Consider the following 13,559-nt stretch of genomic DNA (forward strand, 5'->3'; position numbering starts at 1 on the left):
GTTCTCGCAACTTAAAGAGTTCAAATATATATGAAAACCATTTTAGCGGTTGAAACAAGTTGCGATGAAACTGCAGCAGCAATTGTGAGTAGTGATAAACAAGTTCTTGCTCACGAAATTCTCTCTCAGGCAGAGCATAAAAAGTGCGGTGGAGTGATTCCTGAAATAGCATCACGTGCTCATATGAAGCATTTAAGTGGTTTAATAAAAAATGCTATGGAAAAATCTAACCTTAACTTTTGTGATCTAGATGCAATTGCAGCGACATCAGGACCAGGACTCATAGGTGGATTAATAATTGGTACAATGATGGCTAAAGCAATTGCACACGTAACACAAAAACCGTTTATTGCAGTCAATCACTTAGAAGCACACGCATTAGTTGTTAGGCTACTATATGAGGTTAAATTTCCGTTTTTAGTCCTACTGATATCAGGTGGCCATTGTCAATTTTTAATTGCACAGGATGTAGGTAAATATATCAAACTTGGAGAAACGCTTGATGACTCATTAGGAGAAGCATTTGACAAAGTCGCTAAGATGCTGGGTCTAAGCTATCCAGGAGGTCCATTGATTGAAAAATTAGCTAAAAAAGGTGATGGTATGAGATTTAAATTGCCAAGGGCGATGACAAAACGCTCTGGATGTGACTTTTCATTTTCTGGAATTAAAACAGCGGTAAAAAACTTAGCACGAGAATTTGTAATGAGTGAACAGGATGTGTGTGATATGTGTGCTTCGTTTCAGGAGTGTATTAGCGACATATTACTCGATAGAGTCAGAAATGCTATTGGTATCGCTGTATCTTTAAATATTAAAATCAATGATTTTGTAATTACTGGTGGAGTTGCAGCAAATAATTTCCTGAAAGAGAGATTAAAAAAGCACATAGACTTGAACGTGCTTTCTCCTCCAAGCAATTTATGTACAGACAATGCAGTGATGGTTGGATGGACAGGAATTGAAAGGTTACAGAAAAGCTATGTAGACTCTCTTGACTTTGCACCAAGGCCAAAGTGGGAATTAGAAAAATATTACTAGCACAAAAAATTATCTACTATATAATGCGGCCGCTGGTGGATTTTTGTAGGCTTAAAAATTATAGTGGAAAGCCTTATTCACTACCGGCATTATTATTTATGAGGTACAGCATGTTCAAAAAAAATTTTGACACAGTTATTAATCCTTTCAAAACTAAATCTAGTACAAGCGCAAAGACACTCAGTTCAGGTTTATTTGCTGTGGGAACCATTGGTATGGCAAGAGCAATTAGTGAGATAGACCTCTCTTCATTACAAGGCAATTCAGAAGATAAAGTCAATAAGCAAGACTTAATAATCATATATGATTATATTAATAAAGTAACTCAAGAAGAAAACTATAATATATGTACTAATAATCTTGATTGTACAAAAAGCAGGATTTTAGCAGAAAATATAAGTGATTCATTAGCTGAAAAATTTCGTCAAGATGGATGGAATATAACAAGTAATGATGGTTCTTCGCTATTAACAGTGGCTATTGAAAGAATTGGGAAAGAACAAAAGAAAAATAGGAATTATGATATTCATGTTGAAATAGCTGTATCTCTAATTCTTGGTATGGACAGAGAATTGATTATAAAATTGGAGAATTTTGCAGATAGTAATGATAAAACACTTCTACATTATTTAGCTGAGTCGGGTAAAGAAGATATTTTACGTTTTGTGATAGAAAATTCTGATTTTGACATTGAAGAAGCAGTAAGGAATAAAGATAGAGATGGTAAAACACCACTACACTATGCGGCTAAATCTGGCAATAAAGAATGCTTTAAAATTCTCATAGAAAATGGAGCAGATTTGAGTTGCACTACCAATAATAAAACTGAGTTACACTATGCTGCCAGAAGCGGAAGTCCTAACCTCCTAGAATATTTAAAAGAAATATTGACAGCAAAAGGAATTTTTGATAGGGAGAAAATTAAAACAGACAAATATGGAAATAACGCATTACACTATGCTGTGCAATCTGGAAATGCTGAGTGCATAAAATTCTTCATTGATAATCAAGTACAATTTTTAAAAAATAAATATAATGAGAATCCTTTTCATAAGATTGTAGATAACTCAGGAACTCAAGAAAATGCCATAAATTTTCTTATAGAGCATCTAAAATTTTTAGGTAGACTAAAAAGTGAAATTAATCAAGAAAATGTAGATGGTAACACCCCATTGCATATAGCTGCAAAACATGAAAATAACCAGCTAATGAAATTGTTTATTAAATCAGGTGCAAAAATTGTTCAGAATAAACAAGGTAACACCCCCTTACATATTGCTATTATACATGGTAATTCATATTGTATAGACCTATTTTATGAAAATATAGGAAATAGCATGCTTGAATCCAAAGGTGAACATGGAAGAGATCTTGTACATTTAGCTGCAATGTACGGGAAGTATGATTGTCTAACATCTTTACTCAATAAATTTCCTGATTACGATTTAAGCACAGAAACATACAAAGGAAATACGGCCCTACACTTAGCTCTATCGAGTAATACAGAAACAGAACAAGAAAAAAACGTGTGAGTCTATTATTAACAGACAGAAGCATACAAGTAAATAAGAGTAATAATGAAGGAAACACCCCTTTACATTTTGCTGCCCAACTTGATTTATCGTTTTTAAGCATGATAGAAAAAAAAGTTGAAAAATAAGAATTTTGACGTTTATCAAGAGGTTTTGCGTGAGAATAGCAACGGTGACACCGTCTTTCATATGGCAGCACATGTTGGTAATAAGTCATGCCTTGAGTATCTTTTCTCTCTTATACAAAAAGAGGAAATAGAAAAGGTATTAAATAAGAAGAATGAAGATGGGCAAACTTTACTGTACTTATCTATGTTAAGCGGAAGCATTGAATGCGTTGAGTATTTGATACAAAAAAGCCAAATTGATATTTTTTCAGAAGAAAATACACAAAAAAAGTTGTTATTTGCAGCTACTTTAAGCAGCAATAAGGAATGTCTTGAATTTGTGGCAAAAGAACTTGTAGGTAAAAAGGTGGCTGCTAGCATCAAAGTGTTATATGATGAAAACGACAATACACCGTTACACATGGCTGCTCTTGCCGACGGCATAGGATGCTCTCAGTATGTTATTGAAAGTATTGCTAAATCAACTATTAGGAACACAGTATCACTTTTTCACACAAACAGTCAAGGGCTTATACCTCTACGTTTAGCTGCCATGAGCCTTAATGCTGAGTTAATAGAATATTTTATGACAGATCATCATGATCCCTATACTGAGGAAATGTTTAATGTTGTATCTAAATCTGGAAGAACACCATCACACTATCTTGTAGTGCATAATAATGATTTTACAAGAATCTTAGATGAGGATTTTAAGCAAGGTCAATTTTTGAAAAAGTTGGTTTTAAAAAAGCGTAAACAAAATGAGCACTTAAGGGAAAAAGCTATTAAAGCCTTATTCTACCTAATACCAATTCCCGCTATACAAGCAACGAATAGACAATAATGGAAAAAAAGCCATACTGGAGTAAGTAAAATAGCGAGGTTTAGATGGCATTAAGATCAAAATTATTGGATGAAAAAGTGGTGGAATCAGCAAAAGAGATGCTGAAGAAAGTAAGAAATAATGCGTATGTTGCAAAAAAACTAAATGCTGTAATTGCAGCAAAAAAGCACAGTATAACAGCTGTAGCAAAAATATGTTGCATTTCGAGAAAGGCAATTACTACATGGATAAAGCACATAAAATTTGGAAGAAAAGAAAAATTATTTTCTCCACCTCAACGCCGTAGAAAAACTATATTGAACCAAAGTCAACTTGAACAAATTGAGGTGTGGATAGAGGAAAACCCCAATATTACTATTAGAGAAATGAGAATAAGAATCCAAGAAAGATTTGGTTTGAATATCAGCAAATCCACAATACATCGTAATATGCAAAGAATGAAATTCTCATATATCACACCAAGACCAGTTCATAGTGGACAGGATAAAAATAAGCAAGAGGAGTTTAAAAAAAAACCTCAATGAAACTATTGTCATGCATTCTGAAAAAGAGCTATTTTTCTTCGATGAATCACGGTTTGGTACACATTCAAAAGTTGGACATGGGTGGTTTAAAAAAGGCAGTAGGACACAGGTTAAGGTAAAATTAGGTAGGGAAAATTTTTATCTCTATAGTGCAGTTAATCCCAGAAATGGAGAGAATTTTAGCTTATTTGCACCAAACGTCAACACTGCTTGTATAAATATATTCCTTGAACAGATGTCGCAATATTTAGGAATACGAAAGGCTTTTCTCGTGATGGATTGCGCTAGTTGGCATAAGTCAAAAAGTTTAAAGATACCTAAAAATATCGAAATTATATACCTACCACCATACTCACCTGACCTCAATCCTGTTGAGAGGTTTTGGTTATATATAAAACAGAACATTTTGCGCAATAAAATCTACGATACAATTGTTCTGCTTGAGAGCGCTTTGTGTAAATTTATTACCTCTCTTTCCCCTTCCACGGCTAAACAACTCTGCAATGCTTCTTATTTGGTTCATTAATAATGAGAGTTGGTATAACAATCAGCAACGGAGAGAAAATTGTAAATGAGAAAATAAATTTTGATATAAAGGATAATGCAAAAAAAACAGCTTTAGATTATGCTTTTAAACATAGCGACACAAATATCTTGAGGTTATTTTTAGATTTCTTTTATGAAATAAAGGAAAACAAAAAAAGGAAATATGATAAACTTGAGATGGAATATCAAGAGAGAAGCAAAAAGCTTCTAGACTACTCTAATATGGCCACGTCAATATCAACTGTGATTATTTCTGCTTGCATTATGTCTAATAAGTCAGAATCTGAAATAGAAAAAACTTTTACCTGGATTTCCATTTCGTGTTCTTTGATATCATTTTTTCTTTTGTTATGCAACTTAGTGATTGGCCGTCAAAAAGAATTTGTTAAACGTAAGATAGAAAACTATACTGAACAAATAAACAGAATTGAAGAGGTCACAGGAAAGCTAGCTAAGACAGAAGTAGAAATCTATGATTCAGAAAGAGACAGAATAATATCGGAACAATTAGTACAACATGCTGGAGATATTTCACAATTGAAAAATAGATTTAACAAACTTGTGCATCCAGTTAGCTTAGAGAGTAGAGACAAACTCAATATTTCTCCTCAGAAAATGAGTAGGCGTGGTAGTACAGTGTTAGCAGAAAGAAGAAGTTCTTCTTTTCTGGGCAATTTAGGAGAAAAGCTTGATCAGTATGTAAAACGCACCAGTAGAGTACAAGATACAATGGACAAGTTAGATAATGAATCATGTTTTATAACTATAAATGAGCATTCAGAAAGTAAACCAAAAGCTCCGAAAAGCAAATTCAAGAATGTTGCAGCCAAGCTAAAAAGAGGCAATATCTTTAGTAAGAAAAAAGAAGATCTTATTGCTTCATCAAGCTTATCAGAAGGTGCTAATCAAGAGAATATTACAAGAATGAATAAAGAAAATGAATTGATAAAAAAATTTGGTGATATCAATGGGTGTTTAATATTTCCGGCTTTTTTTAATTCAAGCTGTTCAACCTTAGAGCCTGTTCATAATCTTTTGAGGAGCAAGGCAGTAAAAGCTAGAACGACCATTTGTAGTCTAGTATTGAGTTTACGCTCGCAATTTTTCCATAACCGTCTACACTTTTCCAGCCAAGCAAAAGAACGCTCTACAACCCACCTTTTTGGCAATACAACAAAGGTATGTAATTCACTTCGTTTTATTACTTCAACGGTTGCACCAATAGTCGTTTTTATTTGAGTTGCAAAATTTTCTCCTGTATAACCTGCATCAACTAGTATATTTTGAACTTCGGAAAGATTTTTTCTTGCGTTACAAATCATCTCTACAGCAGCAGTACGATCTCCGATATTAGCTGTAGTAATATAAATTGCATGTGGCAAACCTTGCGTATCTACTGCAATATGACGCTTTATTCCTGAAATTTTCTTGCCGGCATCATAACCTTTTTCTTCAGCAATATCGGTGTTTTTTACACTTTGAGCATCAATGATGCAGAAGCTTGTTTTTGTATTCCGACCACTGTTGAAACGAACCTCTCCAACTAATTTTTTTTAAGACAATTTCTAGAACACTTTCTCTATCTTCATTCGGTTTTTTACTCCATCTCTTGAAGTAATCGTAACAATTGCGCCATTTTGGAAACTCTTTTGGTAGCATTCGCCACTGACAGCCACTTTTTAGCACATAAAGTACACCGCAAAATAACTCATATAAATCCAGTTTTCTTGGTTTTGTTTTTTTTCTACAGGATTCTAGATCTGGTAATATAATCTCAAATCTTTCCCGACTTATATCACTTGGGTATACACTCCTCATATATCCTAACTTATATACATTATCTCTTAGTTTATTCCTTTCTTGAGATCATGTACAGGTTCTTAAGAGAAGAGTGTGATAACAACCATAGAGCAGCGCATCATGTGAGTGATAGTAGTGAAAATAAGCTACCTTCTGTGAGTAAGAAGGTAGCTAATAAAATTCCGTCTGCAACACTTTCTAGCCCTGGGACAGCGGTTTTTGTTAAAGAAACAGACTTTTTAGAATTGGAATATAGACCAAGGGTATATTCAAGTCCACCTTGTATGAACAAAAGATAATTTACAGGTAGAGTATTGGAATATGGAATACTTCCTGATCATATAGGAAGAGAAAAAGAGATGCAGATTGTAGTCACTGACTCTGATAGCATCAACTTTCAGAGAAGTGATAGTAAGCATTCTAGTAACCTGTCATTGAGTAGTAGATAAGAAAAACATAGAACAATTGGCAAGGCTGTCGTATAAGGTTATAGTAGAGAAGAAATTAGATAGCCTTGCTATGAAAAAGTTTATATTCGCATATCATTAATATTTTATTACATTAATGATATGGCAAGGCAATAACTGTTAATACTTTTGAAATAAAAATTATATATGGTACATATAATTAAGTAAAAAGGAAGATTGTGGAAATCACTCCGTCAATAAAAAAGGAATTAAAGCAAAGTATACTATATGCTTGTCTAGAGAAGTGCAAAAGTGCGTTTTGGTTTATTTTCTGGTTTAGCTCAGGGATTAATGCGTTAATGTTATTTTTGCCACTTTATACCTCTCAGGTACTTGATCGAGTGATATCGAGCGAGAGTGTGTCAACACTAGTTATGCTGACGGTTATTACTTTATCTGCGTTTGCATGTTCTGCAATGCTTGAAACTTGTCGATATTTAGCTATGGCTAAAATTGGTGATTGGATTGATAAAACTGCAACACCAGATCTAATAGTAAGGTCAATCAGGTTAACATCAGTACAAAGCTCAACTTCAAGTGGTGAAGCAATACGAGATCTTGGAGTAATAAAAAATTTCATTACAGGAAATGGTATATTTTCACTGTTCGATACTCCATGGTCGCTAATTTACCTTGTTGTGATCTTTATGATACATACCTCTACAGGGTTTATAGCTATTGCCGGGATCATTATATTAGTTTCAATGGCAGTATGGAATGAACTTGCCACTAAGCGTATATTGCGAGAAACCAATGAAGAAACTATACGCAATATTAATGCTATAGATGTTGCAACAAGAAACGCAGAGGTGGTTGAAGCTATGGGCATGTCAGAATTTATAGTTTCTGATTGGTGTAAACGGAATGATCAAAATCGTGCAATGCAAGTTACAGCGCAGAATCGTTCTAATGTGATTACTGGGATTACTAAGTTTCTACGCTCAACTCTGCAAATATCAGTAATTGGAACAGGCGCATTACTTGCAATTACAGCTCACAAAACTGCCGGTAGTATCATTGCTGCCTCGATTTTGATGGGTAGAGTATTGGCTCCATTTGATGCAGCAGTTCATACTTGGAAATTTTTAAATCAAGCCAGGATGTCATATGGTAGGCTGCAAAGACTTATCCTAACATCCCCAAAAAGAGAGCAAACTATGGCTCTACCAGAGCCTGAAGGGAAGTTGGAATTTGATAGGGTATTTTTTACTCCTTATGGGAGCAATAAGCCAACAGTAAAAGGAATCTCATTTGTAATAGAACCAGGGGATGTTGTTGGTGTTATTGGTGCAAGTGCTTCTGGTAAGTCGACCATTGCAAAACTAACCGTTGGTGTTTGGAAACCCATATCAGGTGTAGTCAGACTAGATGGTGCTGATGTATATACTTGGAATCGAGAAAACTTTGGTAATTATGTTGGTTACTTACCTCAGGATATTGAACTATTTAACACTAGTGTCAAAGCTAATATTGCTCGCATGAGACCAGATCCAAATCCTGAAGAAATAATCAAAGCAGCAAAAATTGCAGGAATACATGAATTAATACTAAGCTTACCAAATGGGTATGATACAACAATAGGCGGACCTGGAGGAGTAATACTCTCTGGTGGCCAAAAACAGCTTCTTGGACTTGCAAGGGCTTTTTATGGTAATACTAAGCTTTTAGTGCTTGATGAACCGAATGCTAACTTAGATAGTAATGGAGAGGCGCGCTTGATTAATGCAATCAACGTTGCAAGAGAACAAAATACTACCACTGTTATCATCACTCATAAGCTACCGTTACTATCCGTGGTTGATAAAGTGATTATCATGTCAGATGGTGTTATTTATGCTATGGGACCAAAAGATGAGATTTTAAGCAGATTAGTTGCTCCATCACCAGACGCCACAGAAGATAAACGTTCTTCAGCAAGTGGTTAAAGAGGGAAGCGTTTAGTACTTCCATTCCTTTTATAATCTACTATATATAGTTTATGACAGTGTCGTTCCAATGCGCTGATACTATATTTGATTTTCTTAAACAATTGTTATATGAAAATCGAATAATTATTAACCGCGGAATCTATTTACTAATTCCTTCACGTTAACTTTAGATACCTCTGATAAAGGCTCTTGTTCATCAGGTCTGACATCTTTTTTATCATTACCTTTGGTAATAGAGCACACTACAGTATCAGCTTTTGTATGCTTAACATTTAGATCCTGTTGAAATCCATGCTTTCTCTCCATCTTTGCTCCAAGCTCACTGCCATCGTGTGTTACCATGCACTTTTCTGTCACTGAGTAAGGCCTGGTACCAGAAGTTATATTGCCGTGCATTTCAGCATTATTATGCAATAACGGATGAACATTTAACCTGTCTGGACTAAAACGCTTTTTATCCTGATAAATTGGATTCCAATCAAGTGGATTATAAGTTTTTTTGCTATCCTTAACCTTTTGGTTGTGCTGCTTAGCAGAAAAACTAAAATTTTCTTTTTCTGCTTTGCTTAATGTTTTAAGGAATTTTACAGTCTCCAGTTCATCTGTAGTTGTTGCTTGGCTTTTTTCTGGTGTTAAACATGGAGTAGAGTCGTTCACTCCCCCAACAAATAACATGTTTTCAGTAGTTCTTTTAGGTGTCAGACATGGAGTAGAATCGCTTACTCCTCCAAATAACATATCCTCAACAGTTGCTTGTACTGGAGAACTTTTCTTATGGTTATCAACATTTGGAATAATATGGTACTCTGGATTTGCAAAAGTAACTTTCTTCTTTGCAATGCTAAGCTCTGGAGCAATAAAATTAGCCTTCTTTCTTGTATTCAATTCATTAAGTCCGTCCCCAACGTTATTTTTTCTTGTTGTAGTGTGGATAATGCCCGGAAGTTTCACTTCATACTTAAATTTCTTATCAATGGCATCTATTGACTCATTAGACGAGGAATCTATTTGAAACCTATCGTTTGAAAATTTTGATTTTGCAGAATCAAAAGATATACTGCGTTTTTCTATCTTTGTTTCAGTCATATTTTTACCTCTAAACCTATCCAATTAATAAAAGTATAAACTAAGAGGTATTAATTTTATTATAATAATAAAGGCTCAAGAAGCATCACCGTAGGGTTTTCTATATAGTACTTAAAGGCATTTAAAAATTTTGCTCCGAGTGCTCCATCAACTGCTCTGTGATCAACAGAGAGAGTAACTGTCATTATCTCTGCTATCTCTATTTTTTCACCTATAACAATTGGTTGCTTTTTGGATGTACCAACAGCCATAATGCAAGATTGCGGTGGATTGATTATAGCGCTGAAAGTTTTTATACCAAACATGCCTAAGTTGGAGATAGTAAATCCTCCTCCTTGAAATTCTTCAGGCTTTAGTTTTCCAGATCTTGCCCTACTTACTAAATCTTTCACTTCTTTTGATATAGATAAAACACTTTTTTCATCAGCATTTTTTATTATAGGAGTAATGAGTCCATCCTCAAGCGCTACAGCAATTGAGATATCTATATTTGAGTATCTTACTATTTTAGTATCTATCCACGATGAGTTTATATCAGGAAATTTTTTCATGCTTAAAGCCACAGCTTTTATAATTAAGTCATTAATTGTTACTTTATTGTTTTCATTTGCTGAATTAACCTCATTTTTGAGCGATATTAGCTTATCAACGTAGCAGTCTACAGTTAAATAAAAGTGTGGAATATTTTGCTTAGATTCAACTAAACGCTGTGCTATCACTTGGCGCATGTTGCTTACTTCAACTGTTACATCTTTCTCAGGTCTCTCATAATTTTTAGTTTGATCTAGACATTCTAATATATCAGCCTTGATAATGCGACCATATGGTCCGGTACCCTTCAGTCGCTTTACATCAACACCTTCATTTTGAGCTATGTTCTTAGCTAAGGGGCTTACTTTTATTCTATTTTCTGTTGCTCTATCCTCTTTTTTAGATCCCAGTGTCACGCACTGGGATGACATTAGAGAATTAGATGACATTGAAGAGCTAGATGAAATCGAAGGGTTAGATGATACTGAAAAATCGGCTTCAACCTCCTTCTCAACCTTGGTATTGATGGCAGAAGCTAAATCAAGTGCGCTTTTATCTTCCCCTTCCTCTAACATTAGAGCTATCAGTTGACTTACAGGCACGCCACTTGTTCCTTCCGACACTAAAATTTTTGCCAAAACTCCTTCATCGATAGATTCAAACTCCATTATGGCTTTATCGGTCTCAATTTCAGCGATTACATCACCTATTTCAACTTTATCTTGTTCCTTTTTACACCACTTTACAATTTTTCCTCCAGTTTTGCTCATTGTCGGGGAAAGAGCAGGCATTAATATTTCTATAGGCATTTATTATACATTTAAAGATCTATTCAATTTTTAATTTACTCTTTATCTCATGTCAATCTAATCGTAAATTATGATACTTATATCATCCTAGTACGTGATGCTGGAATCTTGGTTGACTACTGTTATCCTACTATTTCTATTGCTTATACCAATTCCCGCTATACAAGCAACGAATAGACAATAATGGAAAAAAAGCCATACTGGAGTAAGTAAAATAGCGAGGTTTAGATGGCATTAAGATCAAAATTATTGGATGAAAAAGTGGTGGAATCAGCAAAAGAGATGCTGAAGAAAGTAAGAAATAATGCGTATGTTGCAAAAAAACTAAATGCTGTAATTGCAGCAAAAAAGCACAGTATAACAGCTGTAGCAAAAATATGTTGCATTTCGAGAAAGGCAATTACTACATGGATAAAGCACATAAAATTTGGAAGAGAAGAAAAATTATTTTCTCCACCTCAATGCCGTAGAAAAACTATATTGAACCAAAGTCAACTTGAACAAATTGAGGTGTGGATAGAGGAAAACCCCAATATTACTATTAGAGAAATGAGAATAAGAATCCAAGAAAGATTTGGTTTGAATATCAGCAAATCCACAATACATCGTAATATGCAAAGAATGAAATTCTCATATATCACACCAAGACCAGTTCATAGTGGACAGGATAAAAATAAGCAAGAGGAGTTTAAAAAAAAACCTCAATGAAACTATTGTCATGCATTCTGAAAAAGAGCTATTTTTCTTCGATGAATCACGGTTTGGTACACATTCAAAAGTTGGACATGGGTGGTTTAAAAAAGGCAGTAGGACACAGGTTAAGGTAAAATTAGGTAGGGAAAATTTTTATCTCTATAGTGCAGTTAATCCCAGAAATGGAGAGAATTTTAGCTTATTTGCACCAAACGTCAACACTGCTTGTATAAATATATTCCTTGAACAGATGTCGCAATATTTAGGAATACGAAAGGCTTTTCTCGTGATGGATTGCGCTAGTTGGCATAAGTCAAAAAGTTTAAAGATACCTAAAAATATCGAAATTATATACCTACCACCATACTCACCTGACCTCAATCCTGTTGAGAGGTTTTGGTTATATATAAAACAGAACATTTTGCGCAATAAAATCTACGATACAATTGTTCTGCTTGAGAGCGCTTTGTGTAAATTTATTACCTCTCTTTCCCCTTCCACGGTTAAACAACTCTGCAATGCTTCTTATTTGGTTCATTAATAATGAGAGTTGGTATAAGTCTGGAATAAAGTTACAATTAGTTTTCGACTACATGAATCAGATAATAGACCAACTTAATTTAACGGAGGGAGTAAGATCAGACCAGGGATATAGGAAACATTTAAGTAATATATTAAGCAATGATTTGCTAATATCTGATCTCGGTTATTTTGTGCCAAGTTCTTTTAAACAAATCAATGAAATAGGAGCTTATTTCATAAGTCGTTATAAATCCGATACCAACATATATGATGTAGAAACAAATCAAAAAATGGAGTTATTAGAATGTTTAGAGGATAAGTTATTTTTAGAAAACGAGGTATTGTTAGGAAAAGAAGCAAAAATTAGAGTAAGAATTATATGTCAGAAACTAACTGAATATGGCCAGAAGAAGGAAAGCTAATAGATTAGCAAGATCGCAGGGATATACATCCTCTAAAAGAAATCAAAAATTGTTGAACTGGTCAAAACTAATGTTCCAGAAAATAAAATTAGTGCTGAGCAAGTATTAACGATTTACAGAGTAAGGTGGCAAATTATTTAAATTGTATAAAAGCCATATCAGACTTGATAAGCTAAAAGGAAAGCCATGCAGAGTATTATGTGAACTATATGCTAAATTGTGCGCAATTCTTATATTTCACAGCATAGTTGGTTGCACAGAAGTGAAAAAGAATACAGAACTTGGCTTAACAAAGGCATTTATTGAGCTAAAAAGGCGGGTTAGAGAGTTATTTTTAGCACTAAAGAATAAAGTTAATAGTTTGAAAGTTTTTCTTAAAAAGCTTACCATAACTTGGTCTCGATTTTCATTAAAAGACAAGTACAGAAAAACTAGAGTATCTACCTTAACTTCCCTGAATGAATTTACTTACAATCTCTTAACTTGACGCGTATGGTTTATTTAACACTCCCTACAAGTAATAGGTTGTGATTTCCTTAACTTGACTCGTATGATTTATTTAACATCCCCCACTGAACGGCAAATTAGGCATTATATCGTTTACCATAAAAACTCATTTTTATACAATCGGAGCAAGGAGCTTGAACGGATAATTTCGTTATACTTAACATGAAAACAAAGACGGCTAAACCCTTTTCACAATCCCC

The 13,559-nt window shown here is 34.2% G+C and carries 10 protein-coding genes and 1 pseudogene; 8 read left to right on the forward strand and 3 right to left on the reverse strand.

What is annotated here, in order from left to right:
- The first annotated feature begins 30 nt into the window (after positions 1-30).
- The 5 genes from tsaD (at position 31) to ABWU62_RS02670 (ending at position 4,574) form a co-directional block, all read left to right on the forward strand.
- Entirely contained in the window at positions 31-1,041 is a 1,011-nt protein-coding gene (gene tsaD, locus ABWU62_RS02650; RefSeq protein ID WP_353287434.1) for a tRNA (adenosine(37)-N6)-threonylcarbamoyltransferase complex transferase subunit TsaD, read from the forward strand.
- Positions 1,017-2,573 carry an ankyrin repeat domain-containing protein gene (locus ABWU62_RS02655; protein WP_353287435.1) on the forward strand — a complete coding sequence of 519 codons (1,557 nt, stop codon included), beginning with the start codon at positions 1,017-1,019 and terminating at the stop codon, positions 2,571-2,573. Before tsaD ends, ABWU62_RS02655 begins: the two co-directional genes overlap by 25 nt.
- A complete protein-coding gene (locus ABWU62_RS02660) occupies positions 2,570-2,701 on the forward strand; it encodes an ankyrin repeat domain-containing protein (protein ID WP_353287436.1) in 132 nt (43 codons plus the stop codon). Before ABWU62_RS02655 ends, ABWU62_RS02660 begins: the two co-directional genes overlap by 4 nt.
- A 25-nt stretch (positions 2,702-2,726) precedes the next feature.
- Complete coding sequence (locus ABWU62_RS02665) at positions 2,727-3,524, forward strand: ankyrin repeat domain-containing protein (protein ID WP_353288148.1); 798 nt, start codon at positions 2,727-2,729, stop codon at positions 3,522-3,524.
- A 44-nt stretch (positions 3,525-3,568) separates the two neighbouring features.
- Positions 3,569-4,574, forward strand: a protein-coding gene (locus tag ABWU62_RS02670) for an IS630 family transposase (protein ID WP_353287437.1) whose coding sequence is annotated in 2 segments (ribosomal slippage) — positions 3,569-4,030 and positions 4,032-4,574 — 1,005 coding nt in all. Because the reading frame shifts where the segments join, the coding sequence is not laid out codon by codon here.
- A gap of 1,045 nt (positions 4,575-5,619) precedes the next feature.
- Here the strand turns inward: ABWU62_RS02670 and ABWU62_RS02675 are convergent.
- A protein-coding gene (locus ABWU62_RS02675) for an IS5 family transposase (RefSeq protein ID WP_353287093.1) occupies positions 5,620-6,412 on the reverse strand; the annotation gives its coding sequence in 2 pieces (ribosomal slippage) (positions 5,620-6,147 and positions 6,149-6,412; 792 coding nt in all).
- 628 nt (positions 6,413-7,040) lie between these two features.
- Between ABWU62_RS02675 and ABWU62_RS02680 the strand changes: the two genes are divergently transcribed.
- Positions 7,041-8,786: a type I secretion system permease/ATPase gene (locus ABWU62_RS02680; protein ID WP_353287438.1), complete on the forward strand. Its 1,746-nt coding sequence runs from the start codon at positions 7,041-7,043 to the stop codon at positions 8,784-8,786.
- Between the two features lie 129 nt (positions 8,787-8,915).
- Here ABWU62_RS02680 and ABWU62_RS02685 read toward each other — a convergent pair whose 3' ends face one another.
- Positions 8,916-9,875 carry a hypothetical protein gene (locus tag ABWU62_RS02685; RefSeq protein WP_353287439.1) on the reverse strand — a complete coding sequence of 320 codons (960 nt, stop codon included), beginning with the start codon at positions 9,873-9,875 and terminating at the stop codon, positions 8,916-8,918.
- A gap of 59 nt (positions 9,876-9,934) precedes the next feature.
- Positions 9,935-11,215, reverse strand: coding sequence for a pyruvate dehydrogenase complex dihydrolipoamide acetyltransferase (locus tag ABWU62_RS02690; protein WP_353287440.1), 1,281 nt, complete (start codon positions 11,213-11,215; stop codon positions 9,935-9,937).
- Between the two features lie 228 nt (positions 11,216-11,443).
- Here ABWU62_RS02690 and ABWU62_RS02695 point away from each other — a divergent pair.
- Together ABWU62_RS02695 and ABWU62_RS02700 are read left to right on the forward strand one after the other, a co-directional pair.
- Positions 11,444-12,449, forward strand: a protein-coding gene (locus tag ABWU62_RS02695) for an IS630 family transposase (protein WP_353287151.1) whose coding sequence is annotated in 2 segments (ribosomal slippage) — positions 11,444-11,905 and positions 11,907-12,449 — 1,005 coding nt in all. Because the reading frame shifts where the segments join, the coding sequence is not laid out codon by codon here.
- Positions 12,450-12,453: 4 nt separating this feature from the next.
- Positions 12,454-13,339, forward strand: a pseudogene (locus ABWU62_RS02700) (IS4 family transposase); the annotation flags it as partial.
- Positions 13,340-13,559: the final 220 nt, after the last annotated feature.

The organism is Wolbachia endosymbiont (group B) of Gerris lacustris, from assembly GCF_964028355.1.
Lineage (GTDB): Bacteria > Pseudomonadota > Alphaproteobacteria > Rickettsiales > Anaplasmataceae > Wolbachia.